This is a genomic window from Streptomyces sp. NPDC021012, from assembly GCF_044333355.1.
Lineage (GTDB): Bacteria > Actinomycetota > Actinomycetes > Streptomycetales > Streptomycetaceae > Streptomyces.
This window is the reverse complement of sequence record NZ_JBIRQU010000008.1, coordinates 121,594-147,371: the sequence shown is the minus strand read 5'-3', so window position 1 is coordinate 147,371 and position 25,778 is coordinate 121,594. Positions and strand designations below refer to the sequence as shown.

At 73.3% G+C, this 25,778-nt stretch carries 22 protein-coding genes; 11 read left to right on the top strand and 11 right to left on the bottom strand.

What is annotated here, in order from left to right:
* The 9 genes from ACH4TP_RS26065 to ACH4TP_RS26025 all read right to left on the bottom strand — a co-directional run bounded on the left by ACH4TP_RS26065 (window position 1) and on the right by ACH4TP_RS26025 (window position 11,671).
* On the bottom strand, window positions 1-1,587 hold the full coding sequence (locus tag ACH4TP_RS26065) for an amylo-alpha-1,6-glucosidase (RefSeq protein ID WP_398439281.1): 1,587 nt from the start codon (window positions 1,585-1,587) through the stop codon (window positions 1-3).
* Window positions 1,587-2,426: a carbohydrate ABC transporter permease gene (locus ACH4TP_RS26060; protein WP_398186367.1), complete on the bottom strand. Its 840-nt coding sequence runs from the start codon at window positions 2,424-2,426 to the stop codon at window positions 1,587-1,589. The genes ACH4TP_RS26065 and ACH4TP_RS26060 overlap by 1 nt, the downstream gene beginning before the upstream one ends.
* 9 nt (window positions 2,427-2,435) lie before the next feature.
* On the bottom strand, window positions 2,436-3,404 hold the full coding sequence (locus ACH4TP_RS26055) for a carbohydrate ABC transporter permease (RefSeq protein WP_398439280.1): 969 nt from the start codon (window positions 3,402-3,404) through the stop codon (window positions 2,436-2,438).
* Window positions 3,401-4,720, bottom strand: a complete 1,320-nt coding sequence (locus ACH4TP_RS26050) for an ABC transporter substrate-binding protein (RefSeq protein ID WP_398439279.1) — start codon at window positions 4,718-4,720, stop codon at window positions 3,401-3,403. The genes ACH4TP_RS26055 and ACH4TP_RS26050 overlap by 4 nt, the downstream gene beginning before the upstream one ends.
* A gap of 61 nt (window positions 4,721-4,781) precedes the next feature.
* Window positions 4,782-5,531: an SDR family NAD(P)-dependent oxidoreductase gene (locus ACH4TP_RS26045; protein ID WP_389228284.1), complete on the bottom strand. Its 750-nt coding sequence runs from the start codon at window positions 5,529-5,531 to the stop codon at window positions 4,782-4,784.
* Window positions 5,528-6,634 carry an ATP-NAD kinase family protein gene (locus tag ACH4TP_RS26040; protein WP_398439278.1) on the bottom strand — a complete coding sequence of 369 codons (1,107 nt, stop codon included), beginning with the start codon at window positions 6,632-6,634 and terminating at the stop codon, window positions 5,528-5,530. The genes ACH4TP_RS26045 and ACH4TP_RS26040 overlap by 4 nt, the downstream gene beginning before the upstream one ends.
* Complete coding sequence (gene gcvPB, locus ACH4TP_RS26035; RefSeq protein ID WP_398186379.1) at window positions 6,631-8,259, bottom strand: aminomethyl-transferring glycine dehydrogenase subunit GcvPB; 1,629 nt, start codon at window positions 8,257-8,259, stop codon at window positions 6,631-6,633. Before gcvPB ends, ACH4TP_RS26040 begins: the two co-directional genes overlap by 4 nt.
* Window positions 8,256-9,605, bottom strand: a complete 1,350-nt coding sequence (gene gcvPA / locus ACH4TP_RS26030; RefSeq protein ID WP_398439277.1) for an aminomethyl-transferring glycine dehydrogenase subunit GcvPA — start codon at window positions 9,603-9,605, stop codon at window positions 8,256-8,258. Before gcvPA ends, gcvPB begins: the two co-directional genes overlap by 4 nt.
* A gap of 41 nt (window positions 9,606-9,646) precedes the next feature.
* Complete coding sequence (locus tag ACH4TP_RS26025) at window positions 9,647-11,671, bottom strand: beta-galactosidase (protein ID WP_398439276.1); 2,025 nt, start codon at window positions 11,669-11,671, stop codon at window positions 9,647-9,649.
* A gap of 125 nt (window positions 11,672-11,796) precedes the next feature.
* On the opposite strand from ACH4TP_RS26025, the gene ACH4TP_RS26020 reads away from it, so the two are divergent.
* Window positions 11,797-12,441, top strand: a complete 645-nt coding sequence (locus ACH4TP_RS26020) for a GntR family transcriptional regulator (protein WP_398186388.1) — start codon at window positions 11,797-11,799, stop codon at window positions 12,439-12,441.
* Between the two features lie 25 nt (window positions 12,442-12,466).
* On the opposite strand, the gene ACH4TP_RS26015 is transcribed toward ACH4TP_RS26020, so the two are convergent.
* Window positions 12,467-13,669 (bottom strand): amino acid deaminase/aldolase, encoded by a 1,203-nt coding sequence (locus ACH4TP_RS26015; RefSeq protein ID WP_389228266.1) that lies wholly within the window; start codon window positions 13,667-13,669, stop codon window positions 12,467-12,469.
* Between the two features lie 583 nt (window positions 13,670-14,252).
* On the opposite strand from ACH4TP_RS26015, the gene ACH4TP_RS26010 reads away from it, so the two are divergent.
* From ACH4TP_RS26010 to ACH4TP_RS26000, 3 genes are read left to right on the top strand one after another with little or no spacing between them, the layout of a single operon-like run.
* Complete coding sequence (locus ACH4TP_RS26010) at window positions 14,253-15,446, top strand: hypothetical protein (protein WP_398439275.1); 1,194 nt, start codon at window positions 14,253-14,255, stop codon at window positions 15,444-15,446.
* Window positions 15,443-16,624 (top strand): type VII secretion-associated serine protease mycosin, encoded by a 1,182-nt coding sequence (mycP, locus tag ACH4TP_RS26005; RefSeq protein ID WP_398439274.1) that lies wholly within the window; start codon window positions 15,443-15,445, stop codon window positions 16,622-16,624. The genes ACH4TP_RS26010 and mycP overlap by 4 nt, the downstream gene beginning before the upstream one ends.
* Before the next feature lie 34 nt (window positions 16,625-16,658).
* The gene (locus tag ACH4TP_RS26000; RefSeq protein WP_389228257.1) at window positions 16,659-17,393 is read left to right on the top strand and encodes an SseB family protein; all 735 of its coding nucleotides are present in this window, start codon (window positions 16,659-16,661) and stop codon (window positions 17,391-17,393) included.
* A 149-nt stretch (window positions 17,394-17,542) separates the two neighbouring features.
* Here ACH4TP_RS26000 and ACH4TP_RS25995 read toward each other — a convergent pair whose 3' ends face one another.
* A complete protein-coding gene (locus ACH4TP_RS25995) occupies window positions 17,543-17,911 on the bottom strand; it encodes a DUF1844 domain-containing protein (RefSeq protein ID WP_388852350.1) in 369 nt (122 codons plus the stop codon).
* 270 nt (window positions 17,912-18,181) lie between these two features.
* Here ACH4TP_RS25995 and infC point away from each other — a divergent pair, with 270 nt between their 5' ends.
* From infC to pheT, 7 genes are all read left to right on the top strand, one after another.
* Window positions 18,182-18,913 (top strand): translation initiation factor IF-3, encoded by a 732-nt coding sequence (gene infC / locus ACH4TP_RS25990; protein ID WP_389228254.1) that lies wholly within the window; start codon window positions 18,182-18,184, stop codon window positions 18,911-18,913.
* A gap of 124 nt (window positions 18,914-19,037) precedes the next feature.
* Window positions 19,038-19,232, top strand: a complete 195-nt coding sequence (rpmI, locus tag ACH4TP_RS25985) for a 50S ribosomal protein L35 (RefSeq protein WP_389228251.1) — start codon at window positions 19,038-19,040, stop codon at window positions 19,230-19,232.
* 106 nt (window positions 19,233-19,338) lie between these two features.
* A complete protein-coding gene (rplT, locus tag ACH4TP_RS25980; protein WP_030493496.1) occupies window positions 19,339-19,725 on the top strand; it encodes a 50S ribosomal protein L20 in 387 nt (128 codons plus the stop codon).
* Between the two features lie 108 nt (window positions 19,726-19,833).
* Window positions 19,834-20,673, top strand: coding sequence for a TrmH family RNA methyltransferase (locus ACH4TP_RS25975; RefSeq protein ID WP_389228248.1), 840 nt, complete (start codon window positions 19,834-19,836; stop codon window positions 20,671-20,673).
* Between the two features lie 85 nt (window positions 20,674-20,758).
* The gene (locus tag ACH4TP_RS25970) at window positions 20,759-21,886 is read left to right on the top strand and encodes an ATP-binding protein (RefSeq protein WP_398439273.1); all 1,128 of its coding nucleotides are present in this window, start codon (window positions 20,759-20,761) and stop codon (window positions 21,884-21,886) included.
* Window positions 21,887-22,042: 156 nt separating this feature from the next.
* Window positions 22,043-23,170 carry a phenylalanine--tRNA ligase subunit alpha gene (pheS, locus tag ACH4TP_RS25965; protein WP_389228242.1) on the top strand — a complete coding sequence of 376 codons (1,128 nt, stop codon included), beginning with the start codon at window positions 22,043-22,045 and terminating at the stop codon, window positions 23,168-23,170.
* On the top strand, window positions 23,170-25,701 hold the full coding sequence (gene pheT / locus ACH4TP_RS25960) for a phenylalanine--tRNA ligase subunit beta (RefSeq protein WP_398439272.1): 2,532 nt from the start codon (window positions 23,170-23,172) through the stop codon (window positions 25,699-25,701). The genes pheS and pheT overlap by 1 nt, the downstream gene beginning before the upstream one ends.
* The last annotated feature ends 77 nt before the right edge of the window (window positions 25,702-25,778 follow it).

Genomic DNA, 25,778 nt, shown 5'->3' with positions numbered 1-25,778 from the left:
TCACCGCTCGGCGGCGAGGTCCAGGAAGAGCGCGGCCGACCAGCCGAAGCCCGAGGTGGCGCGGGCCGCCCGGGCCCCGGTCAGCGGGTTCCAGTACTCGTAGAGGCCGCCGGCGTCGCGGACCATGGCGAGGGTGCGCTCGCGCAGCTCGGCGGCCGTGTCCGGGAAACCGGAGCGGCGCAGGCCCTCCACGAGGAGGTAGTTGACGTTGAGCCAGACCGGGCCGCGCCACATCGCGTCCGGGTCGAAGGCGGGGTCGTCGAAGGCCACGGTGGGGACCGGGCGCTCGCCCCAGAAGGCGGGGGAGCGGAGGTCCCGCTCCAGGGCCGCGGCGACCCCGGCGGGCAGCCGGCCGGTGAACAGCGGCATGAGGTCGAGCGCGGTGCGCACGGGGACGGGGGCACCGGCCGCCAGGGTGGTGAAGCGGGCGCCGTCCCAGCGCCGGGCGACCAGGAGCGCGGCGTGCGCGGCGGCGCGCGAGCGCCAGTGGGCGGCCTCGGCGGGCCGGCCGAGGGCCTCGGCGATGTCGGCCAGCCGGTCGGCCTCCAGGACCAGGTAGGAGTTGAGGTCCGGAGGCTCGGCGCGGGGGCCGTAGTCCCAGATCGGGCTGTCGTCGAGGCCGGACGAGTAGGGGTGCAGATACTCGGGGAGGCCGTCGCCGTCCGGGTCGGAGGCGGCGAACCACCACTCGTGCGCCCGGACGAGCTTCGGGTGGACGGCGGCGAGGAAGTCGGTGTCCGGGTCGGTCTCGTGGACCTTCCAGACCGCCCAGGCGGCCAGCGGCGGCTTGGTCACCGGCACCGGAGCGCGGGTGGGCCGACTGCCGTTGGCGCTGCCGACGTGCTCGGCCAGTCGGGCGTGGTCCGCACGGGGCAGGTCGGTGGTGTCGGCGAGCACGCCGTGGTCGTGGACGACGTCGGGGAGCCGGCCGTCCGGGAGCTGGTGGTCGAGGAAGAACAGGATCTGCTCGCGGGCGAGCGCGGGGGAGGCGTGCCGCAGGGCGACGGCGTGGAAGAGGGCGTCCCAGTTCCAGACGCCGACGTAGCCGTACTTGGACGGGACGAGCCCCTCGCGGCCGGCGATCGGCAGCAGGTTGACGGCCAGCGTCCACCAGGCAGTCCGGGCGCGTTCCGCGAGGTCGGACCGGACCGGCGGCATGCGGTCGAACCACTCGGTCCAGCGGGCCTCGGCGGCGGCGCGCACGGCCGGGGCCGACCACGCGCCCGGCGGACCGGTCAGGACGTGGCAGCCGTCGAGCGCGAGCGTCCGCCCGGTCCCGTCGGGCAGCCGCCAGGACGCCGAGGCCCCGTGTCCGGCGAGCACCAGGGTCGCGGGATCGGCGAACAGCAGCGACACCCCGCCCTCGAAGGCGACTTCGACGGGCGTGGCCGTACGGACGGGCAGCGGCCGTCCGGCCGGGTCGCGCACGACGAGCGCGGAGAGTTCGGTGGTCTCGTCGAGCGGGGTCTCGTACTCCGCCCTGGCGACCCGCAGGCCGTCCGGCCCGGCGGTGACGAGGAGCCGCGAGCCGCGGTCGGTGAACGGCCGCTCGACCAGGTCGAGCGGCACGTCGTACGAAGGGGACATCAGCGTCCTCCCAGGCCCGAGGAGGCCATGCTGTTGAGGATCTTGCGCTGCCCGATCAGGAAGGCGATCAGCATCGGCACCACGGTCATCGCGGAGAGCGCGGCGGTGAGTCCGTAGTCGATGCCGCCGCGCTGGGAGTTGAAGGAGTCGAGCAGCAGTGGGACGGTGAAGAGCTCCGAGGTGTTCAGGAACACCAGGGGGAAGAAGTAGCTGTTCCAGCTGGCCAGGAAGACGATGATGCCGAGCGTCCACAGGCCGGGCCGGATGTTGGGCAGGATGATCCGCCAGAAGACGGTCCAGCGGCCGGCGCCGTCGATCCTGGCCGCCTCCTCCAGTTCGACCGGGACGGCCCGGATGAACTGGCGCAGCAGGAAGACCGCGAAGGGGTTGGCGACGGCGGGCAGGATCAGCGCCAGGTGCGAGTCGATCAGGTGCAGCTCGGCCAGCATGACGTACAGCGGCACGATGATGACCTGGGCCGGGACCATCTGGGTGGCGAGGAAGAGGCCGAAGAGCGGCCCGGAGCCGCGGAACGGGATGCGGGCGAAGGCGTACGCGGCCATCGCGCCGGTGAGCAGGGTGGCGGCGACGGTGATCGCCGCGATGTAGAGGCTGTTCCAGTAGGCCCGGCCGATCGGGACCCCGTCGAACACGTCGGGGTAGTTCCGGGGGCGCCAGGGGGAGGGGAGCCAGGACAGCGGCTCGTGGATCATCTGGCCGGCGCCCTTGAAGGAGGTCAGGACCATCCAGACGAACGGGAACAGCATGAGCAGGCCACCGGCGGCGAGGCCGGTGTGCAGGAGGAGCCGGCCGGGGGCGGTCGTGTGCCGAACGGTCATGGGGGCGCCTCAGGACTCGTAGTGGACGAAGCGCTTCTGCGCCTTGAACTGGACCGCGGTGACCACCAGGGTCATCAGCAGCAGGAGCAGCGCGGCGGCGCTCGACAGGCCGAAGCGGAACTCGCGGAAGCCCTGCTGGTAGACCTTGTAGACGATGGTCTGGGCGCCCTCGTTGTGGTCCGGGTTGACCAGGACGTACACGAGGTCGAAGGCCTGGAACGAGCTGATCACCGACACCACCACGGTGAAGAAGACGGTGGGGGAGAGCAGCGGGAGGGTGACCGAGCGCAGCGTCTGCCACGGTCCGGCGCCGTCGATCCGCGCGGCTTCGAGCAGGTTCGGCGGGACGGTGGAGAGCCCGGCCAGGAAGATGACGACGTTGAGCCCGAGCGAGGACCAGATCGTCACCACGCCGACGGCGACGACCACCCAGTCCGGGTCGGCCAGCCAGTCGGGCGGGGTGATCCCGAGCAGGTCGTGCACGGTGCCGTTGAGGATGCCGTCGGCGCCGCCGCCGAGGATCATCTGCCAGATCACCGACACCGCGACGGAGCTGGTCACGACCGGGAGGAAGTAGACCACCCGGTAGGCGGTCCGGCCGCGGACGTTGTGCAGGGCCAGCGCGATGAGCAGGGCCAGGGCGAGCCCGCCCGGGACGGTGATCAGACCGATCTTGACGGTGTTCCAGACCGCGCGGCCGAACTCCGGGTCGGTCAGCAGGGCGCGGAAGTTGTCCAGGCCGATCCAGGTGGAGTCGCCGAGGCCGTCCCAGCGCATGAAGGAGAGCACGACGGCGAAGCCGAGCGGGCCGACCAGGAAGACCAGCAGGCCGAGCAGCTGGGGGGCGAGGAAGAACAGGGCCCACCGGCGGTCGCGGCGCCGCCAGAGCGGCTCGCGTCCGGCGGCCGGGGCGGCGGGGGCCGGTCCGGCGGCGGAGGTCTTCCGCCGCCGGACCGCCGACGGGGTGAGGGCGCTCACCCCTGCTTGCCCTTCATGTCGTCGACGAGGGTCTGGAGCCGGGTCATGCCCTCGTCGAAGCCGACCTTGCCCTCCCAGATCTTCATCAGCTGGTCGTTGATCGCCTTGGTCAGGCCCGGGACGGCGACCTCGTCGGGGTAGTTGGCGAAGCCGCGGTCGCGCACGTCGAGGAAGGTCTTGGCGTGTGCCGGGTAGCCGCCGTCGGTCACGAGGTTCTCGGCGCCCTTGACGGAGGGGACGGCGCTGCCTCCCTTGAGGCGCAGCTTCTGGCCCTCCTTGCCCACGAACTCGGTGAGGAAGGCGAAGGCCTCCTTCTGGTGCCTGCTGTCCTTGTTGATCGCCAGGTACGAGGCGGCGACGGCGCCCGGGATCGGCTTCCCGGACTCGGAGGGGAACGGCACGACGTCGTAGCCCTCGCGGGACCCGCCCTTGTCGATGTTCTCGATGACCCAGCGGCCGCCGGCGTAGAAGCCCGCCTTGTGCTTGACGAACTGGGTGCCGGCGCTGTTGCCCTCGGGCAGCAGGTCGGCGGAGGCGAAGGTCTTGTCCCGGTAGCCGTCGGCGAGGGTCTTGAACGCCTGCCGGGCCTTGGGATCGGACGGGGCGACGAACCTGCCGTTCTCCCAGACCTTGCCGCCGAAGCCGTTGACCATGCTGTAGTTGGCGCCGTACCAGTTCCAGAAGACGGAGCCGTACTTGCCCGCCGCCTTGAGCTTGGCGTTCATCTCCAGGAACGTGGCCATGGTCCACCGGCCGGCCTCGTTCAGTTCGGCCGGGTCCTCCGTGATCCCGGCCTCGGCGAGGGCCTTCTTGTCGAACCAGAGGACCTCGGGGTTGGTGTCGTTCGGGACGCCGTAGGTGACGCCGTCCTTCTTCGCGCCGCCGTAGATGCCCTCGAAGAAGTCCTCGGGCCTGCTGTGGCTCCCCGGTCCGGCGAGCCGCTCGTCGAGCGGGGCGAGCACGCCGTCGGCGACGAGCTTGCCGATGTAGTCGTCGCCGACGTAGACCACGTCGGGGGCGGTCTTCGAGGTGAACTGGGTGATCAGCTTGGGGTGGTAGTCCTCGTAGGAGGAGACCTGCTCCAGCTTGAGGGTGATGTCCGGGTGCTTCCTGGCGAACTCGTCGGTGAACGCCTTGAACACCGCGGCGTCCTCGGCCGAACCCCAGGTCGCCCACCGCAGGGTCATCTTGCCGTCCTTCCCCTCCGCCCCCGCGCCGGCGCCGCTGCACGCGGAGACGGTGGTGGCGAGGGCCATCGCGAGGGTGAGCAGGGTGGTTCTTCTCGTGAAAGCTGTTCTTCTCGTGAAAGCGGACAACGGGTGCCTCCTGGGCTTTCGTGAGGGGAGGGAGAGGGGGAGGGGCGGTGCGGGTGCGGGGTCAGGCGAGGCCGCCGCCGTCGACGACCAGGGCGGAGCCGGTCATGTAGCTGCTCGCGTCGCTCGCGAGGAAGAGCACGGCGGCGGCGATCTCCCGGGGCGATCCGGCCCGGCCCATCGGCCGGTCGGCGGCGTCCTTCTCGAAGGCCGCCCACTCCTCCTGGAGCTGGCGGGCCTCGTCGCGGAGCATCGGGGTCATGGTGTCGCCCGGGTTGACCGAGTTGACCCGGATGCCGGCGGCGGCGTGGTCGATGGCCAGGGCCCGCGTCATGTTGACGACCGCGGCCTTGGAGGCGCAGTAGGAGAGCGCGTTGCCGCCGCCCTTGAGCCCCCAGCCGGAGCCGGTGTTGACGATCGAGCCGCCCTCCGTCATCGCCGGGACGGCGAAGCGGCACATCAGGTAGACGGAGCGGACGTTGACGGCCATCACCCGGTCCCACTCCTCGACGGAGGTCTCCAGGGCGGTCCGGCGCCGGATGATCCCGGCGTTGTTGAACAGGACGTGCAGGCCGCCGAAGGTCTCGACCGCGGTGGCGACGATCCGCTCGCAGTCGGCCTCCGCGGAGACGTCGGCCCGCACCGCCACCGCCCGGCCGCCGGCGGCCTCGATCCCCCGGACGGTCCCGCCGGCGTCCGCGAGGTCGGCGACGACCACGGAGGCGCCCTCGGCGGCGAACAGCTCGGCGGTGGCCCGGCCGATGCCGGAGGCGCCGCCGGTGACGATGGCGACCTTGCTGCTCAGGGTGTTCATGGGAGCTCCTCACTGGCGGACTGGATGCGGTAGAACACGGATGCGCGGTGGCCGGTGACGACCCGGACGTGGCCGGCGAACGCGGCGTCGGCCGCCGGGTCGCCGCTGTCCACGAGCAGCGGCCGCCCGCCGAGCGCGGCGAGCTTCTGCGGGGTGGCGAGGACGACGAGCCCGGCGAGCGCGGCCAGCACACGCGGGCTGAACTGCTGGTTGCCGCGCCCGATCACGAAGCCCTGCCCGCCGATGACCGACAGGACGCCCTGCGTCACCTGTGACATGGCACAGGTGTGCAGCTGCCGCTCCGTCACATCGGAGGCGAGCAGGACGCCGTCCCGGACGACGTCCACGCCCAGCGGCGTCAGCACGAGGCCGAGCGCGCGCCCGACGGCGAGCGTGGTCGCACCGGGCCCGAGCGCGTAGGCGACGCCGGGGCGCATGGCCGCCACCACCGCGCGGGCGACGGAATCGGCCGTGCCCGGCGGCTCCGCCGAGGAGCCGGTCTTGCGGCCGCTGAGCCGCGCCCGCGCCGCCGGCACCCGCAGGGTCCCGTACAGCCGGGCACCGACCCGCCCCGACCGGTACGCCTCCTCGTCCAGGTCGACGACCTCGGCCTCGACGGTGCTCCCGTCGAACCCGGCGGCGGTCGCCCCGGCCGCGAACGGGCTGAGGGCGAAACAGCCCGAGTAGACCTTCACCCCGGCCGGCACGCCGAGCACCGGCGGGCGCGGCCCGGCGTCCAGCACGTCCCGCGCCGTGCCGTCGCCGCCCGCGAACAGCAGCAGGTCCACCGCGCCGAGCGCCGCCACCGCCGCGCGGGTGTCCCCGGCACCGGTGGCGGCCCCGGCCCGGGGCCGGTGGGCGATCTCGTACGGGACGCCGGCGGCCAGCGCGCTGTCCTCGCCCATCGGGCCGGCCACCGTGCGGACCCGCAGCCCGGGGCGCCGGGCCCGCAGGGCCCGCAGCGCGGCGGCCGCCCGCTCGCCCGCCCGGGGGACGGCGCCCAGGGCCAGCGCCCTGGCCTGGACGCCGGGCCCGTCGCTGCCCTTGAGGGCGACGGCGCCGCCGAGACCCGCGACCGGGTTCACGATCAGGCCGACGATCATTCCTGCCGCGTCCCGCCCCGCGCGCCCTCGCGCCGCCCGCCGTGCTTCCGCAGGTAGGCGCGCCAGCTGGGCGACCACTGCGCCGGGTCGTCGAGCGAGGAGGCGTCGATCCGGTGCACGGTCTGCCGGTAGGGCGCGTTCCGCACGAAGTCGGCGTCCTCCCGGGCCTCGCCGGCGACATGGGCGAGGATCGCCGCGTACTCGTCGAGGTCCTCCCGGGAGTAGGACTCGGTGGGCTCCAGGGTGAACGGCTCCGGCACCACGTACGGGTGGTGGCTGGTCCAGTAGTGCACGCCGAAGTCGGCCGCCCGGACGCCGATCTCCTCCGAGTGCACACCGGTCTCCTCGGTGAGCTCCGCCCAGGAGTAGCGGACCTGCTCGACCCGCCGCCGCCGGGCCCAGGGGACGGAGGCGCCGGGGATCCGCAGGACCTTGCTCATCAGGTAGTTGTTGTTGAGCACGGCGGTCTCGGCGACCTCGCGCAGGCCCTCCGCGCCGAGCGCCATCACCCAGGCGTAGGCCCTGACGACATTGGGCGTGACCCCGAGGAACGGCCGGATCTTGCCGACCGACCGCTCCGGCACGGTCAGCGTGTACGTACCCCCGCCGGACACGGTCTCGTGGTCGCCGTCGGTCACGCGGTCGACGACCGGGCCGGGCAGGAACGGCACCAGCGCCTCGGAGACCCCGCACGCGCCGGCCGCCGGACCGCCGCAGGCATGCGGCGTGGAGAAGGTCTTGTGCAGGTTGAAGTGGCACAGGTCGAAGCCCGCGTCCCGGGCCCGGGTGATGCCGAGGATGCCGTTGGCGTTGGCCTGGTCGTAGCAGGCCAGACCGCCGGCCGCGTGGACCAGGTCGACGAACTCGCGGATCCGCGGGTTGAAGATCCCGGTGTCCTCCGGATTGGTGATCATCAGCGCGGCGGTGCGCGGGCCGACCGCCGCCCGCAGCGCCTCGATGTCGGGCAGGCCCTCGGCGTCCGGCATCAGGGTGATGACCTCGTACCCGGCGACCTTGGCGCAGGCCGCGTTCGAGGGGTGCGAGAACATCGTGGTGATCACCTGGTCGCGCTGCTCCCCCTCGCCCCTGGAGGCGTGGTGGGCGCGGATCATCGCGATGTTGGCGTAGATCGCCGAGGAACCCGCGCCGGGCTGGAGCGAGACCCGCGCCATGCCGGAGATCTCCTTGAGGATCTGCTCCAGACGCCAGTAGATCTCCAGCACGCCCTGCACGGTGGACTCGGGCTGGAGCGGGTGCAGGTCGGCGACCCTCGGGTCGCGGGCGAAGGCGTCGTTGACCTTGGGGCTGTACTTCATCGTGCAGGTGCCCTGGCCGACGTCGATGTTCAGATCGGCGCCCAGCGTCTCCTGGGAGAGCCGCAGATAGTGCCGGACCACCTGGTTCTGCGACAGCTCGGGCAGCGCGGGCGGGGTGCGGCGGGCGACGCCCTCGGGCAGCTCCACCAGGGGCGCGTCCGGGGCGGGGACGCCGACTCCGCGCCGTCCGGGGCGGGACAGCTCGAAGACGACCTCCTCGTCCCAGCGGGCCTGGTGGAACCGCCGCAGCGCGGGCTTGGGCGCGACCGGCAGGGTGGCGAAGGGTTCGGGCGCTCCGTGCGCGCTCATGCGGTGCCTCCGAGGGCGGAGAGGGCGTCCTTGACGGCCGCGGCGAGGGTGTCGATGTCGGCGATGGAGTGGGTCTCGGTGACGCAGACCAGCACCTCCCGGGGGCCGAGCCGCACGCCGCCGAGGATCCCCCGGCGGTGCAGGGCGTCGAGCAGGGCGTCGGCGTCCGGCACCTCGACGGCGAACTCCCGGAAGTGGACGGCCTCCTGATGGCGGACCACGGCGCCGGCGGCGGCCAGCGCCCGCATGGCGTACCGGGTGCGGGCGAGGATCGTCTCGCCGATCTCCCGCATCCCCCGAGGGCCCATCAGGGCGAGGTAGACGCCGGCGGTGATGCCCCACAGGGCGGCGGCGGTGCCGACCCACTCCTTGCCCTCCTCGCGCAGCGCGAAGGAGGTCCGGTCGTAGAAGACGTCACCGAAGCCGTACTCGCCGGGGACGGCGGTCGGCGCGATGCCGAACAGCCGGGACGGGAACTCCGCGACCAGGCGCTCCTCGTCGTGGGAGGCGATGAACCCGGCCTGGCCGCCGCCGTACTGCGGGTGCATCCCGAGCGACTGGATGTCGCCGCAGACCAGGTCGGCGCCGTAGGAGGCGGGCGGGGCGAGCACACCGAGCGAGATCGGGTCGGTGCCGACGACCAGCAGGGCGCCCGCCGCATGCGCCAGCTCCGCCAGTTCGCGGCCGCGGGTCTCGACGACGCCGTGGACGGTGGGCGTCTCCAGGTAGAGGGCGGCGAAGCCCTCGTCCAGCCGGACCTCGCCCATCTCGCCCGAGTCGGCCACCGGGGCGAGCAGCACCTCGACGTCCGGGGCGAGGTAGTCGCGGATCTTGGCCAGCTTGTCGGCCGCGATCGCCCCGCTGACCAGCACCCGGTTCCGGCCGGTGCGGCGCGCGGCCATCCGCAGCGCCGTACCGGCGGCCTGGAAGCCGTCGTACGTGGGGACGTTGACGACGTCCATCTCAAGCAGCTCGGCCATCATCGAGACGTACTCGAAGAGGGCCTGGAAGCGGCCGTGGTCCTCGTACGGCTCGCCCGCGTAGGCGGTCAGGAACTCGCTGCGCCCGTTGACCTCGTCGCAGACCGCCGGGACGTGGTGCGGATAGCAGCCGTGGCCGAGGAAGCTCAGCAGCCGCGCCGGGTCGGTGTTCCGGGCCAGCAGGCCGCGGACGTGCCGGACCAGGCCCTGCTCGTCGGCGTACGGCGCGGGCAGGTCGAGCGGGCGGGCGAGCCGCAGGTCGGCGGGGATGTCGCCGTAGAACTCGGCGACGTCGGGGGCGCCGATCTCGGCGAGCATCGCCGCCCGCGCCTCGGGCCCCGCGTTGGGGATGTAGGGATGGGCCACTGGCACTCCTCGGTCAGGGCTTCGGTCGGGCAGGGCTTCGGTCAGGACTTCAGGACCACGGCGTCGCGTGGCGCGAGGACGACGGGGCCGGCCGGCAGCGGACGGCCGGTCAGCAGGTCGGTGGGCGGGGTGCCGCCGTGGGCCGCGGCGAGCGCCGGCAGCGGGACGGTCGCCGGTTCGGTCCCGTGGTTGAGCAGGAACAGGTACGGGCCCCGGCGGCAGGCCTCGACCCCCTCGGGAAGGCCCTGCCCGGTCACCCCGGTGATCCCGGCGGCGGCCAGCATCCGGTCGAGCAGCGGCGCCGGGTCCTCGGGCAGGAAGCTCAGGTAGGTGGCGGTGCCGCGCCGGGTGGCGGCCGGGCGGCCGTCCAGCGGCCCGCCGGAGTAGCGCGCCAGTACCTCCACGTCCGGTGTCTCGGTGTCGTCGGCGTCGCCGTCGTCCGTGGACAGCCACTCGCTCCAGGTGCGGGCGCGCAGCCGGGTGCCGTCCGCCGTCACCACCTCCTGGCTCCCGCCGTCGGGGATCGGCCGCCACTCCTCCACCCGTACGCCGAGCAGTTCGCGCAGCGGGCCGGGGGCGCCGCCCTCGTGGACCTGGTCGTCGGCGTCGACGACCCCGCTGAACGGGCCCACCACCAGCTGCCCGCGGAAGGCGGCCAGAGCGGCGGCCCGCTCGGCGGTGCACAGATAGAGGTTCGGGGCGATGACCAGCCGGTACGAGGAGAGGTCGCGGTCCGGCGGGGCCAGGTCGACGGCGATGCCGCGGGCATGCAGCGGCGCGTACCAGGCGAGCAGGAGCTCGTGCAGCCGCAGCCGGTCGGAGGGCATGGACTCGGGGGCTTCGAGCCCCCACCAGCTGTCCCAGTCGAGGAGCAGGGCGACCTCGGCCTCGGTGGTGCTGCCCGCGATCTCGGCCAGCCGGCGGACGTCCGCGCCCAGGGCGACCGTCTCCCGCCACTGGCGGGTCCGGGTGCCGCCGTGCGGGAGCATCGCCGAGTGGAACTTCTCCGGCCCGTACCTGGCCTGGCGCCACTGGAAGAACATGACGCCGTCCGAGCCGTGCGCCAGGGCCTGGAGGCTGTGCAGGCGCATCACGCCCGGGTCCTTGGGGACGTTGACCGGGCGCCAGCTGACCGCGCTCGGCGCGGATTCGAGGAGCAGCCACGGCCCGCGCTTCAGCGAGCGCATCAGGTCGTAGCCGAGCGCGGCCTTCACGGGGGAGCGGGGGTCGGCGGGGTCGGGGTAGGCGTCGTCGCTGACGAGGTCCTCGGCGGCGGCCCACTTCCAGTAGTCGAGCTCGCGCAGGACGCTCATGAAGTTGGTGGTCACCGGGACGTCCGGGGTGACCTCCTTGAGGACCTCGCGCTCGGCCTCGAAGCAGGCCAGCAGCGCGTCGCTGGAGAACCGGCGCCAGTCGAGGAGCTGGGTGGGGTTGACCGGTCCGGGGGCCTTGCGGGGCGGTTCGATCTGCTCCCAGTCGGTGTAGTGCTGGCCCCAGCAGGACGTCCCCCAGGCGGAGTTGAGCCCGGCGAGGGTGCCGTGGCGGTGCCGTAGCCACCGCCGGAAGTCACGGGCCGACTCCTCGCAGAAGCACTCGGCGGTGTGGTCGGCGTACTCGTTGCCGATGTGCCACAGGGCGAGCGCGGGGTGCTCCCGGTAGCGCTCGGCCATGGCCCGGGCCAGTCGGACGGTCGCGGCGCGGAAGACCGGCGAGGACGGGCAGTAGCCCTGTCGCGAGCCGAACTCCAGCCGGGTGCCGGCGGCGTCGACGGGCTGGATCCCGGGGTGGTTCCGGACCAGCCAGGGCGGCGGGGTCGCCGTCGCGGTGGCGAGGTCGACGGCGATGCCGTGCGCGTGGAGCAGGTCGAGGACGCGGTCGAGCCAGTCGAACGCGTAGGCGCCGGGGAAGGGTTCGAGCCGGGACCAGGAGAAGACGGCGACGGTGACCAGGTTGACGCCGGCCTCGGCCATCAGCCGGACGTCCTCCTGCCAGACCTCGTCCGGCCACTGCTCGGGGTTGTAGTCGCCTCCGAACAGCAGTCCCGGAACCCGCGTCAGGCCGCCCATGTCCCGCCTCCTCCGGGGTCGGGGACCCCGTCCGGTGTTTTGTATTCAAAATACTTAGTTCAGTACTCTGCATACGGTCAAGGGGTACGCTGGAGATCGGAAGAGATTGGGGATTGGGGACCTTGATGGCGATCGAACGCCGCCCACTGCGCGAGCAGATCCGCGACGAGCTCATGGACCGCCTCACCCGCGGCGAGTTCAGCGCGGGTTCCGATGTCAACGAAGCGGCGCTCGCCGCCGAGCTGGGCGTCAGCCGCACACCGCTGCGCGAGGCCCTGATCGCGATGGCGGGCGAAGGAGTGCTGGAGAGCAGCCAGGGGCGCGGCTTCCGCTTCGCGCCCGTCAGCCGCCAGGAGTTCCGCGAACTCGTGGCCATCGTCGCGGCCCTGGAGGCCCTGGCCCTGGAGTCCTCGGACCCGGACCACCTGCGGAGCATCGCCCCGCGCCTCCTCGACCTGGCTCAGGGCTTCCCCGACCAGGTCGCCGCGCACGAGACGGTCGACCGGCGCGACGACGAATGGCACGGCCTGCTGCTCAGCGGCTGCACCAACGAACGGCTCCTCGACCTGCTCGCCCGGGTCAAGGGCGGGATGCGGCGCTACGAGAACCTGGTCGTCGCCGAGGACGAGCCGGTGGCCCGCGAGTCGGAGGAGCACTGCGAGATCGCCCGCAGACTCCTGGAAGACGACCTGCCGGGAGCCATCACCATGCTGCGGGCCAACTGGGTGGGCGGCATGGAGCGCATGCTCGCCCACATCCCGGGGGACTGACCCCCGGGCGCGTGCGTCAGATGTGTCAGAGGAAGGTCATGCCCTCCCCGCGGTACGTGGGCACGGTCGCCGTGACGCGATCGCCCTCGACCAGGTGCAGGCTCTCGAACCGCTCGCACAGCTCCCCGGCCTTCGCGTGCCGGAACCAGACCTTGTCACCGATCCGCAGGTCGTCGGCGGGGGAGCCGAGCAGCGGGGTCTGCACCTCGCCGGCACCCTCCTGCGGGTCGTACCGGAGCCCCTCCGGCAGGTACGGCACGGGCAGCCGGTCCGGGCCCGCGGCCCCCGACGCCGGGTAGCCGCCGCCGAGCACGGTGACCACGCCCACCCCGGGGCGGCGGACGACGGGCTGCGCGAAGAGCGCGGCCGGGCGCCCGCTGAAGGACGTGTAGTTGTCGAACAGACGCGGCACGAACAGCCCCGAACCCGCCGCGATCTCCGTCACCGCGTCCTCGGCGGCCGTGTGCTGCACGCTGCCGGTGCCGCCGCCGTTCACGAACTCCAGCTCCGGCGCCACCGCCCGGACGGCCCGCACCACGGCGGCCCGGCGCTCGGCGAGCTCCTTACGGGCCGCGGCCTGCATCAGCCGGATCGCCCGCGAGCGCAGCGGCCGGCCCGCGACCGCGTCCCCGACCCCGGCGACATGCCCCTCGTACGCCATGATCCCGACCAGCCGGAAACCGGGACGCCGCACCACGGAGCGGGCCAGCTCGGCCAGCTCGGCGGGCTCCCGCAGCGGCGAGCGCCGCGCCCCGACCCGTACCCGGCCGCCGAGCAGCCGCAGCGCGGTGTCCAGCTCCAGACAGACCCGCACCTCCTCCGTCCCGCCCGCGCGGGCGGCGTCGATCAGATCGAGCTGCGCCACGTCGTCCACCATCACGGTCACGGCGGCGGCGAGCTTCGGATCCCGCGCGAGCTCCCCGAACCCGGACCGGTCGGCCGACGGATACGCGAGCAGCACGTCCTCGAACCCGGCCCGCGCCAGCCACAACGACTCGTCGAGCGTGAACGACATGATCCCGGCGAACCCGTCCCGCGCGAGGACCCGTTCGAGCAGCGCCCGGCACCGCACGGACTTGCTCGCCACCCGGATCGGCTTGCCCCCGGCGCGGCGCACGAGGTCCGCGGCGTTGGCGTCGAAGGCCTCCAGGTCGACGATCGCCACGGGCGCGTCGAGGTGAGCGGTGGCCCGGTCGTAGCGGGCCCGGTCAGCGGCACGGGGAGTCATGGCCCGAGCTTGCCAGACAGGTTTACGGGTGGGTAGCCCCTGGGTTCCCGTGCCCGGGGGAACAGCCCGTAGAGTGGCGGGCATTGTCGACATGAGCAGGGGGACGGGGATGACCGGCGAGCACCGCCCCACGCCCTCCCGCATCACCGACGCCCTCCTCCCGGCTGACCCCCCGCCCACCGAGACGACGACCCGCCTCCGCCCGGTCCCCCCGACGCCGCCCGCGCCGCCCCGCACGCCGACGCCTCCGCCGCCCGGACCGACGGCCGCGCCACCCGCCCCGGCGGCGGGTCCGCCGACCACACCGTCCGCGCCCACCCCGACCGGACGCACGAGCGCCCCCGCCGACACCACGCCTCCACCGCCCCGGCCCGCGTCGGCCCCTGCTGGACCGATGCCCGCTCCGGCCCGCTCGGCGTCCGCTTCCGCCCGGCCCGCGTCGGCTCCTGCCGGGGCGGTGCCCGCTCCGGCCCGCTCGGCGTCCGCTTCCGCCCGGCCCGCGTCGGCTCCTGCCGGGGCGGTGCCCGCTTCCGCCCGCTCGGCGTCCGTCCTGGCAGGTTCCGCGTCGGCCTCTGCCGGGCCGATGCCCGCTCCCGCAGGGGCCACGGACGCCCCGACGCGGCCGACGTCCGCCCCCGCCTGGCCCGCGTCCCCCCAGGGCGAGACCACCGGCAAGCCCATCAGGCCCGAGGCCGCGCCCGCCGGGCCGGCCGACCCCGGCGCCACCCCTGCTCGGCCCACGGCAACCCCCGCCGGCTCCGAGGCCGGGCGCTCCGCCGGGGCCGCGTACGAGCCCGTCGACCCGGCTGCCGGACGCCCCGCAGGGTCCCCGCGCGAGCCCCACAAGCCCGTCGGCCCCGAGGCCGGGCGCCCCGCCGGAGCCCCGCACGCGCCCGCGGCCCCCGCGTCCGTACCGTCGCGTCCCCTCCCCCCGTACGACCACCACCCCTACGGTTCCGGCGCGATGCCGCCCGAGGCGTTCGGTGAGGTCACCACGCGGCTGCGGCCCGTGCGGGAGCGGCGGCGCGCCGGGCGGACCGTGGCCGTGGCGGTGTGTGCCGTGCTCGGGTTCGGACTCATCGGCGGGGCCCTCGCCGGTGTGTGGCTGGCCGCCGCAGAGCAGGACAGGCCCGTCGAACCCCTCGGCTACACCGAGGCCAAGGACCTCTGGCACGACGCCCCCGTCGACACCCTCTTCCCCCGGACCCTGACCGGCCCCGTCGCCGGCCCCGGCGGCGCGGCCCGCACCTGGACCCGGATCGTCGTCGCCCCGGACGCCCCCTGCACCCCCGCCGTCCTCGCCAAGGGCCTCCTCGCCACCGTCCGGCCGCTCGGCTGCGAGCGCGTCCTGCGCGCCACGTACACCGACGCCACCTCCAGCAGCGTGATCACCGTCGGCCTCGTCTTCACCCGCGCCGACTCCGCCGCCCAGCGCACCCTCGGCAAGGACCTCACCACCCGCCTCGGTACGGACGTCCCCCCGGCCCTCGCCGGACCCGGCACCGTCGCCGAGCGCTTCGGACCGGCCCAGCGCGCCGCCTGGTGGCTGAACGCCCCCGACGACCTCCCCGTCGTCGTCACCGCCGTCTCCGGCTTCGCCGACGGCCGGACCGTCGACGGCGGACCCGTCCCCGCCGACCGGGCCATGACCCCGAACCGTACCGACGCCACCGCGCAGTCCGGCCTCGGCCACGAGGCCAAGGGCATCACCGAACGCTTCGTCTACGTGCTGGGCATGGCCTCGGTGAAGGCCGTCGAGGAGAAGAACGCCCGGTGACCCGACCCGCCCACCGCCGCACCCGCGGCGCCGCGGCCGCGCTGCTCGCCGCCGCCTTCTCCGTCCTGCCCGCCACCACCGCCCCCGCGCACGCCGACACCATCCGGGCCCGCCAATGGGGCCTCGAAGCCCTCCACACCACGGAGGCCTGGCGCACCACCAAGGGCAAGGGCATCACCGTCGCCGTCCTCGACACCGGCGTCGACGCCGAACACCCCGACCTCGCGGGCTCGGTCCTCACCGGACGCGACCTCATCGGCTTCGGGGCGTCCCGGGGCGACCGCGCCTGGGCCCGGCACGGCACCGCCATGGCCGGCATCATCGCCGGGCACGGCCACGGCCCGGGCGCCCAGGACGGTGTGCTGGGCGTCGCCCCGGACGTCCGGATCCTCCCCGTACGGGTCATCCTGGAGTCCACCGACAAGGCCCGCGACAAGGCCCGCAAGACCCGGGGCGCCGCCCTCGCCGAAGGCATCCGCTGGGCCGCCGACCACGGCGCCGACGTCATCAACCTCTCCCTCGGCGACGACTCCAAGTCCGCCCACCCCGACGCGGGCGAGGACGCCGCCGTCCAGTACGCCCTCGCCAAGGGCGTCTCCGTCGTCGCCTCCGCCGGCAACGGCGGCGAGAAGGGCGACCACATCTCCTACCCCGCGGCCTACCCCGGCGTCATCGCCGTCGCCGCCGTCGACCGCTACGGCACCCACGCATCCTTCTCCACCCGCCGCTGGTACGCCACCGTCAGCGCCCCCGGCGACGACATCGTCATCGCCGACCCCGACCGCCGCTACTACGAGGGCTGGGGCACCAGCGCCGCCGCCGCGTTCGTCTCCGGCTCCGTCGCCCTCGTCCGCTCCGCGCACCCCGACCTCACCCCCGCCCAGATCAAGCGGCTGCTCGTCGACACCGCCCGCAACCGGCCGAAGGGCGGCCGCAGCGACGCCAAGGGGTACGGGACGGTCGACCCCGCCGCCGCGATCGCCGCCGGGGGCCGGATCAAGGGCGGCGACCCCAAGGCCGTCGCCTCCGGATACCGGGGCCGGTACTTCGGGCCCGGCCCCGTCCCCGCCGCCGAGGAGAGCCGCCCCCTCGGCCTGCTCGCCCCCGTCGCCGGCGGACTCGGAGCCCTGCTGCTGCTCACCGCCGTGATGCTCCGGCGCGCCCACCGGACCTCCTAGCGGGAGCCCGGAGGGCGGCGGTTAGGCTCGGTACGTGGCGCTCAAGAACATCCCTGACCCCGGTTTCTCCGAAGACGACGGCACCGCCGACCCGCGGCTCGCCGCGGCCCTCGCGGCCTGGGCGGAGGACCGGACCGCCCACGGCCCGGTCCTCGAAGCCCTGAAGGAGGCCCGGCTGCTCGTCCCCGTGGTCGCCGTCCTCGGCGAGGTCGAGATCGACCCCGAGACGGGCCTGAAGCAGGAGAAGACGAGCGACATGGCCGTCCCCACCCTCACGGCCGGCGACCGGCGGGCCCTGCCGGCCTTCACCTCGATCGCCTCGCTCGCCCTCTGGGACCCGGCGGCCCGCCCCGTGGCCGTCCCCACCCGGCAGGCGCTCGCCGCGCTCGTCCACGAGAAGGCCGACACCCTGGTCCTGGACCTGGCGGGCCCGGTGCCGTACCAGGTGACCGGCTCCGCGCTGCTCGCCCTCGCCGAGGGCCGCACCAGCACCGACCCGCTCGACGACCCGGCCGTACGGGACGCCGTGCGCGCCCTCGTCGCCGCCGAGCCCGCGGTGCTCCGCGCCCACCTGGGCCCCGGCACCGCCGACGGCACCCTCGCCCTGGTCCTCGATGCCGACGCCTCCCCGGCGGAGGCCGCCCAGCGCGTGGCCCGCGCCCTGGCCGCCGACGAAACACTGAGGGCCCGCCTGGTGCGGGGCCTCGACCTGGCACTCCTGCCGGCCTCGGCCACGCCTCCGGGCGAGCCCTTCTACGTAAAGCAGTGATCTCCTAGCCGTACACCGGTCCCGTGGCTGCTGTCTTCCGGGGGGCGACCCCCGTACCCCCGGAAAACGATCAGGCCCTAGCCGTACACCGGTCCCGTGGCTGCTGTCTTCCGGGGGCGACCCCCGTACCCCCGGAAAACGATCAGGCCCTAGCCGTACACCGGCCCCGTGTACTTCTCGCCCGGTCCCTGGCCCGGCTCGTCCGGGATCAGGGAGGCCTCGCGGAAGGCGAGCTGGAGGGACTTGAGGCCGTCCCGCAGGGGGGCCGCGTGGAAGGAGGAGACCTCCGTCGCGCCGGCGTCCAGGAGACCGGCGAGCGCGTGGATCAGCTTGCGCGCCTCGTCGAGGTCCTTGTACTTGTCGCCCTCCTCGGTGAGCCCGAGCTTCACCGCGGCGGCGCTCATCAGGTTGACGGCGACCGTCACGATCACCTCGACCGCCGGGACCTCCGCGATGTCGCGGGTCATGGATTCGAAGTCGGGGGAGTCCGTGGACTCGTTCTGGGGCGTCTCGCTCATGCCCACACGATAAGCGGACGTACGGTTCGCGCCGACCGCCGGGTCCTGCTAACCTTGTGTAACGACCGGCCGGACATCTCTGTGTCCGGCCCACAAGTGGAGGCTCCGTACTCCCACCTGACCACCCTCACGGGTGGCGGGTCACCGGTCAGGTGGCGCCCATCGTTCCGTACGGACGATGGAGCCGCCCGATGTGCGCCCCGCGGTTCACCGTGGTGGTGCTCCGGTTTTCCGTGGAGCCCCGCCTGTGTACCGTCCGGGGCATTTTTCATGTACCGGCCCGGTTGGTCTCAACTGTTTCACGTGACGTGTCCGTCCGCCAAGGCGGTCGCGTGGTGCTACCGAGGAGGATCCATCAGCGCCGAGCCCCGCATCAACGAGCGGATTCGCGTTCCCGAGGTGCGTCTTGTCGGCCCCAGCGGCGAGCAGGTGGGCATCGTCCCCCTTGCCAAGGCCCTGGAGCTCGCTCAGGAGTACGACCTCGACCTGGTCGAGGTCGCGGCGAACGCCCGCCCGCCCGTGTGCAAGCTCATGGACTACGGGAAGTTCAAGTACGAGTCGGCCATGAAGGCCCGTGAGGCGCGCAAGAACCAGGCGCACACGGTCATCAAGGAGATGAAGCTCCGGCCGAAGATCGACCCGCACGACTATGACACCAAGAAGGGTCACGTCGTCCGGTTCCTCAAGCAGGGCGACAAGGTCAAGATCACGATCATGTTCCGTGGTCGTGAGCAGTCCCGCCCGGAGCTCGGTTACCGACTTCTGCAGCGCCTCGCCGAGGACGTCCAGGAGCTTGGGTTCATCGAGTCCAACCCGAAGCAGGACGGCCGGAACATGATCATGGTTCTCGGTCCGCACAAGAAGAAGACCGAGGCCATGGCCGAGGCTCGCGAGGCCCAGGCCGCGCGCAAGGCGGAGCGCCAGGGCGGTACGCCCGAGGCCCCCGCCGCCGCTGCCGAGGAGACCTCGACCGAGACCCCGGCCGAGAACGCCGAGGCGTGATCCACGGGGGCTGCCCTCCGGCAGCCCCCGGATTCCGTCCGGTCCCACCCAATCGAAGAATGACGCTCCCGGTCGACCGGTGCCCGCACCGGGGGAGCGCCACTGACGAGGAGAGAACGGCGCTATGCCGAAGAACAAGACGCACTCCGGTGCCAAGAAGCGCTTCAAGGTCACCGGCTCCGGCAAGATCCTGCGCGAGCGCGCCGGTAAGCGCCACCTGCTCGAGCACAAGTCGTCCAAGCTGACGCGTCGCCTCAGCGGCAACGCCGAGATGGCCCCGGGTGACACCGCCAAGATCAAGAAGATGCTGGGCATCTGAGTTGATCTCCCGCCCTCGGCGACGAGGGCATCCGGCACAGACCGGGACCCATCCGTTTTTCGGGTCGTGTGAGGACCACCGCGACCCCGCTACAAGGAGTTAAGAAGTGGCACGCGTCAAGCGGGCAGTCAACGCCCACAAGAAGCGCCGGGCGATCCTCGAGCAGGCCTCCGGCTACCGCGGTCAGCGTTCGCGCCTGTACCGCAAGGCCAAGGAGCAGGTCACCCACTCGCTGGTCTACAACTACAACGACCGCAAGAAGCGCAAGGGCGACTTCCGTCAGCTGTGGATCCAGCGCATCAACGCCGCTGCCCGCCAGAACGGCATGACGTACAACCGCCTCATCCAGGGTCTGAAGGCCGCCAACATCGAGGTGGACCGCAAGATCCTCGCCGAGCTGGCCGTCAACGACATCAACGCGTTCGCCGCGCTGGTCGAGGTCGCGCAGAAGGCCCTCCCGGCCGACGTCAACGCCCCGAAGGCCGCCGCCTGATCTTCCAGGCCGCAGTACTTCTGCCCGGACCCGCAGGCCCCGCGCCTGCGGGTCCGGCGCGTTGACCGCCCCCTCCAGCCCACCGACGAGTCAGAGAGCCGCAGGCACATGTCCACCCCCGAGCTGATCTCCCCGCGTTCCCCGCGCGTCGTCGCCGCCCGGCGGCTCGCCAAGCGCAACTTCCGGGGCAAGGACCGCCTCTTCATCGCCGAGGGCCCGCAGGCCGTCCGCGAGGCCGTCGAGCACCGGGGCGCCGGCGGCGAGCCCACCCTCGTCGAGCTGTTCACCACCGTCGAGGCCGCCGAGCGCTACGCCGCGATCGTCGACGCCGCCCGCGCCGCCGGCGCCCGCGTCCACTTCGCCTCCGACGCCGTCCTCGCCGAGGTCTCCCAGACCGTCACCCCGCAGGGCCTCGTCGGCGTCTGCCGCTTCCTCGACTCGCCGTTCGAGGACATCATCGCCGCCAAGCCCAAGCTGGTCGCCGTCCTCGCGCACGTCCGCGACCCCGGGAACGCGGGCACCGTGCTGCGCTGCGCCGACGCGGCCGGCGCCGACGCCGTCGTCCTCACCGACGCCTCCGTCGACCTCTACAACCCCAAGTCGGTCCGTGCCTCCGTCGGCTCCCTCTTCCACCTGCCGGTGGCCGTCGGCGTCCCCGTCGAGCAGGCCGTCGCCGGGCTCAAGAGCGCGGGCGTACGGATCCTCGCCGCCGACGGGGCCGGACAGGACGACCTCGACGACGAGCTCGACGCCGGCACCATGGGCGGGCCCACCGCCTGGATCTTCGGCAACGAGGCCTGGGGCCTGCCCGAGGAGACCCGGGCGCTCGCCGACGCCGTCGTCCGCGTCCCCATCCACGGCAAGGCCGAGAGCCTCAACCTCGCCACCGCCGCCGCGGTCTGCCTGTACGCCTCCGCCCGCGCCCAGCGCCCCCGAACCTCCGCCTGAGGGGTCCATTCCGCCCTCCCCGCCCAGTAGAGTGACGCACTCGGGGGCGGGCCCACTGCACTGCACGGAGGGGTGGGGAACGGGGATGACGGTCGGCACGGACAGTCCCGCACAGGCACGGAGCGCCGCGCCGCACGTCCCGGCACCACCCCTCGGCTTCGCCGGAGTCGGCCCCGACGACCTGCCCGACGGGCTCGTCATCGCCGACGAGACCGGCCGCGTCGTCTGCTTCAACGCCGCCGCGGGCCGCATCACCGCCGTCCCCGCCGACCGGGCCCTCGGCCTCCCCCTCGACGAGGCGCTGCCCCTGGAGGACCTCAAGGGGCGCCGCTGGTGGGCGCTGACCGATCCGTACGGCGGCCTCGCCACCCGCCGCGGCCAGCCCGAGCGCAATCTGCTGCTCCCCGGCGGCCGAGAGGTCCTCGTCTCCGCCCGGTACGTCCGCGAGCACCCCACCGGACCCGTCCGCCGGGTCGTGGTCTCCCTGCGCGGCACCGAGGCCCGCCGCCGCACCGAGCGCAGCCACGCCGAGCTGATCGCCACCGTCGCCCACGAACTGCGCTCCCCGCTCACCTCCGTGAAGGGCTTCACCGCCACCCTCCTCGACAAGTGGGAGCGGTTCAACGACGAGCAGAAGCGGCTCATGCTGGAGACCGTCGACGCCGACGCGGGCCGCATCAAGCGGCTCATCGCGGAACTCCTCGACATCTCCCGGATCGACTCCGGTCGCCTCGAAGTGCGCCGCCAGCCCGTCGACATCGCCGCCGCCGTCGGCCGGCACGTCCAGGTGCACATCACCGGCGGCCAGTCCCCGGACCGTTTCTTCGTACGGATCAGGCCACAGCTGCCCGCGCTCTGGGCCGACCCCGACAAGATCGACCAGATCCTCGGGAACCTCCTGGAAAACGCGGTGCGCCACGGCGACGGAACCGTCACCATCGAGGTGGCACCCACCACACTGGGCGACGACGGAGAAGAGGGGACGGAGGTCACCGTGCGGGACGAGGGACCCGGCATCCCCGAAGCGTCGATGAGCCGCGTCTTCACCCGCTTCTGGCGGGGCAGCAAGCGCGGCGGCACGGGCCTCGGCCTCTACATCGTCAAGGGCGTCGTCGAGGCACACGGCGGCACCATCACCGTCGGACGGGCCCCCCGTGGCGGGGCCGAGTTCCGATTTATCCTGCCCGTCGGCACCCCGGCCCACCTTCTCTGACGTCTCAGCAGCCGAGACCGCACGAGTTCGGGAGCCGCCCGGCCTGCCCACGGGCTCATTCGCGTCCCCACGCCCCGTTAGACTCGTCCTTTGGCACGTTTGCGCCCTTGACGTCGAGCGGGGCCGCCCAGCCAGCCAACGGAAGCACGGGAAGAGATGTCCGCACCCAATAAGTCGTACGACCCGGTTGAGGTCGAGGCACTGAAACCGGAAGAGATCGAGCGCATGCGGGACGAGGCGCTCGCCGCCTTCGCCGCCGCGGGCGACCTCGACGAGCTCGCACACGCGAAGACCGCGCACACCGGTGGCACCTCGCCGCTGGCGCTCGCCAACCGGGAGATCGGTGCCCTGCCCCCGCAGGCCAAGGCCGCCGCGGGCAAGATCGTGGGCCAGGCCCGCGGTCTCGTCTCCAAGGCGCTCGCCGCCCGCCAGGCCGAGCTGGAGGCCGAGCGCGACGCCCGCGTCCTCGTCGAGGAGGCCGTCGACGTCACCCTGCCGTACGACCGCGTCCCGGCCGGTGCCCGGCACCCGCTGACCACCCTCATGGAGCGCGTCGCCGACGTCTTCGTGTCGATGGGCTACGAGGTCGCCGAGGGCCCCGAGGTCGAGGCGGAGTGGTTCAACTTCGACGCCCTCAACTTCGTCCCGGACCACCCGGCCCGGCAGATGCAGGACACCTTCTTCGTCCAGGGCCCCGAGGGCACCACGGGCGACGAGTCCGGCGTCGTGCTCCGCACGCACACCTCGCCGGTCCAGGCCCGCACGCTCATCGACCGGGAGCCCCCGGTCTACGTCGTGTGCCCCGGCCGCGTCTACCGCACCGACGAGCTCGACGCCACGCACACCCCGGTCTTCCACCAGATCGAGCTGCTCGCCGTCGACGAGGGCCTCACCATGGCCGACCTCAAGGGCACCCTCGACCACATGGTCCAGGCGCTCTTCGGCCCGGACATGAAGACCCGGCTGCGGCCGAACTTCTTCCCCTTCACCGAGCCGTCCGCCGAGATGGACATGCTCTGCTACGTCTGCCGCGGCGAGTCCGTCGGCAACCCGGACCGTCCCTGCCGCACCTGCGGCAGCGAGGGCTGGATCGAGCTCGGCGGCTGCGGCATGGTCAACCCGAAGGTGCTCGTCGCCTGCGGTGTGGACCCCGAGAAGTACAGCGGATTCGCCTTCGGGTTCGGCATCGAGCGGATGCTGATGTTCCGCCACAACGTCGAAGACATGCGAGACATGGTCGAAGGTGACGTCCGTTTCACCCGGCCGTTCGGGATGGAGATCTGATGCGGGTCCCGCTTTCTTGGCTGCGGGAGTACGTCGACCTGCCGGAGACCACCACCGGCCGCGACGTCCAGGCCAAGCTCATTTCGGCAGGCCTCGAGGTCGAGACCGTCGAGCAGCTCGGCGCCGGCCTGACCGGCCCGCTGGTGGTCGGCAAGGTCCTCACCATCGAGGAGCTGACGGAGTTCAAGAAGCCCATCCGCTTCTGCACCGTCGACGTCGGCCAGGCCAACGGCACCGGTGAGCCCCAGGAGATCATCTGCGGCGCCCGGAACTTCGCCGTGGGCGACAAGGTCGTCGTGGCCCTGCCCGGCGCCGTGCTCCCCGGGGACTTCCGGATCGCCGAGCGCAAGACGTACGGCCGCGTCTCCCGGGGCATGATCTGCTCCGGCGACGAGCTCGGCATGGGCGACGACGGCACGCACGGCATCATCGTGCTGCCGCCGGAGCACGAGGTCGGCACCGACGCCACGGTCCTCCTGGAGCTGTTCGACGAGGTCCTCGACATCGCCGTCACCCCGGACCGCGGCTACTGCCTCTCGATCCGCGGCGTCGCCCGCGAGACGGCCACCGCCTACGGCCTGCCGCTGCGCGACCCGGCGCTGCTCGACGTGCCCGCGCCCAACGCGTTCGGCTACCCGGTGCAGATCGCGGACCCGATCGGCTGCGACCGCTTCACCGCCCGTACGGTCGTCGGCCTCGACCCCGAGGCCCGCAGCCCGATCTGGCTGCAGCGCCGCCTGCAGAAGGTCGGCATGCGCCCGATCTCGCTCGCCGTCGACATCACCAACTACGTGATGATCGAGCTCGGCCAGCCGCTGCACGCCTACGACCGCAGCCGGATCGACGGCCCCATCGGGGTCCGCCGCGCCGCCGCCGGCGAGAAGTTCACCACCCTCGACGGCACCGCGCGCGTCCTCGACTCCGGGGACCTGGTCATCACCGACAACCGCGGGCCGATCGGCCTCGCCGGTGTCATGGGCGGTGCCAACACGGAGATCGCCGAGCCGGTCACCGACCCGGAGACCGGCATCGTCACCGGCACCACCGAGGTCGTCATCGAGGCCGCGCACTTCGACGCGATCTCGATCGCCCGCACGGCCCGCCGCCACAAGCTGGCCTCCGAGGCGTCCAAGCGCTTCGAGCGCGGTGTCGACCCGCAGGCCGCCGCCGCTGCCGCGCAGCGCACGGTCGACCTGCTCGTGCTCCTCGCGGGCGGCACCGCCGAGGCCGGCGTCACCGAGATCGCCGCCCCCTCCGCGCCGCACACCATCACCATGTCGGCGAACCACCCCGACAAGGTCGCGGGCGTCGACTACGGCCGCGAGATCGTCGTCCGCCGCCTCCAGGAGGTCGGCTGCGACGTCTACGGCCAGGACGAGCTCGTCGTCACCGTCCCGTCGTGGCGTCCCGACCTCTACGTGCCGAACGACCTGGCCGAAGAGGTCATCCGCCTGGAGGGCTACGAGAACCTGCCCTCCACGCTGCCGAAGCCCCCGGCCGGCCGCGGGCTCACCGAGCGCCAGCGCACCCACCGCCGCGTGGGCCGCGCCCTGGCCGGCGCCGGCTACGTCGAGGCGCTGAACTACCCGTTCATCGGCGAGCAGGCCCTCGACCACCTCGGTCTCGACGCGGACGACGCCCGTCGCCGCCTCGTGAAGCTGGTCAACCCGCTCTCCGACGAGGAGCCCGCGCTCCGTACGACGCTGCTCCCGGGCCTGCTCGGCGCGCTCCGCCGCAACGACAGCCGCGGCAGCCACGACCTGGCGCTCTTCGAGACCGGTCTGGTCTTCCGCCCGACCGAGGGCCAGCCGGGCGTCGCCGTCCGCCTGGGCGTCGACGGCCGCCCGTCCGACGAGGAGATCGCCCGCGTCAACGCCGCGCTGCCCGAGCAGCCGCGCCGCGCCGCCGTCGTCCTCGCCGGCGCGCGCGAGCAGGCCGGCTGGTGGGGCAAGGGCCGCCCGTCCGACTGGGCGGACGCGATCGAGGCCGGCCGGACCGTGGCCGCCGAGGCCGGGGTCGAGCTGATCATCAGCGCCGACCAGCACGCGCCCTGGCACCCGGGCCGCTGCGCCGCGTTCCACGTCGAGGTGGACGGCGAGAAGGTCCTCGTCGGCCACGCCGGCGAGCTCCACCCGCGCGTGGTGAAGGCGTTCGGCCTCCCGGCCCGCGCCTGCGCGATGGAGATCGACCTGGACCTCCTGGAGAAGGCGAACGAGGGCCCCGTGAAGGCCCCCCGGATCTCCTCCTTCCCGGTCGCCACCCAGGACGTCGCCCTGGTCGTCGACGCCGGCGTCCCGGCCGCCGACGTCGAGGCCGCCCTCACCGAGGGCGCAGGTGAACTCCTGGAGTCCATCCGGCTGTTCGACGTCTACACCGGCGACCAGCTCGGCGAGGGCAGCAAGTCCCTGGCGTACGCGCTGAAGTTCCGCGCCCCGGACCGCACCCTGACCGTCGACGAGGCCAGCGCGGCCCGCGACGCCGCGGTCGCCCTGGCCACCGAGCGCACGGGCGCCGTCCTGCGCGGCGCCTGACCGGCACGGCAGCGGCACCAGGAGGGCCGCCCCGGGGATTTCCCCGGGGCGGCCCTCCGCCGTCCGGCGGACCGTGA

Excerpts from the sequence above, each read along its gene's own strand:
- ACH4TP_RS26065 (WP_398439281.1), bottom strand. The coding sequence starts at position 1,587 with ATGTCCCCTTCGTACGACGTGCCGCTCGACCTGGTCGAGCGGCCGTTC.
- ACH4TP_RS26060 (WP_398186367.1), bottom strand. The coding sequence starts at position 2,426 with ATGACCGTTCGGCACACGACCGCCCCCGGCCGGCTCCTCCTGCACACC.
- ACH4TP_RS26045 (WP_389228284.1), bottom strand. The coding sequence starts at position 5,531 with ATGAACACCCTGAGCAGCAAGGTCGCCATCGTCACCGGCGGCGCCTCC.
- ACH4TP_RS26040 (WP_398439278.1), bottom strand. The coding sequence starts at position 6,634 with ATGATCGTCGGCCTGATCGTGAACCCGGTCGCGGGTCTCGGCGGCGCC.
- gcvPB (WP_398186379.1), bottom strand. The coding sequence starts at position 8,259 with ATGAGCGCGCACGGAGCGCCCGAACCCTTCGCCACCCTGCCGGTCGCG.
- ACH4TP_RS26025 (WP_398439276.1), bottom strand. The coding sequence starts at position 11,671 with ATGGGCGGCCTGACGCGGGTTCCGGGACTGCTGTTCGGAGGCGACTAC.
- ACH4TP_RS26020 (WP_398186388.1), top strand. The coding sequence starts at position 11,797 with ATGGCGATCGAACGCCGCCCACTGCGCGAGCAGATCCGCGACGAGCTC.
- ACH4TP_RS26015 (WP_389228266.1), bottom strand. The coding sequence starts at position 13,669 with ATGACTCCCCGTGCCGCTGACCGGGCCCGCTACGACCGGGCCACCGCT.
- ACH4TP_RS26010 (WP_398439275.1), top strand. The coding sequence starts at position 14,253 with ATGCCCGCTCCCGCAGGGGCCACGGACGCCCCGACGCGGCCGACGTCC.
- ACH4TP_RS25995 (WP_388852350.1), bottom strand. The coding sequence starts at position 17,911 with ATGAGCGAGACGCCCCAGAACGAGTCCACGGACTCCCCCGACTTCGAA.
- infC (WP_389228254.1), top strand. The coding sequence starts at position 18,182 with ATGTACCGGCCCGGTTGGTCTCAACTGTTTCACGTGACGTGTCCGTCC.
- rpmI (WP_389228251.1), top strand. The coding sequence starts at position 19,038 with ATGCCGAAGAACAAGACGCACTCCGGTGCCAAGAAGCGCTTCAAGGTC.
- ACH4TP_RS25975 (WP_389228248.1), top strand. The coding sequence starts at position 19,834 with ATGTCCACCCCCGAGCTGATCTCCCCGCGTTCCCCGCGCGTCGTCGCC.
- ACH4TP_RS25970 (WP_398439273.1), top strand. The coding sequence starts at position 20,759 with ATGACGGTCGGCACGGACAGTCCCGCACAGGCACGGAGCGCCGCGCCG.
- pheS (WP_389228242.1), top strand. The coding sequence starts at position 22,043 with ATGTCCGCACCCAATAAGTCGTACGACCCGGTTGAGGTCGAGGCACTG.
- pheT (WP_398439272.1), top strand. The coding sequence starts at position 23,170 with ATGCGGGTCCCGCTTTCTTGGCTGCGGGAGTACGTCGACCTGCCGGAG.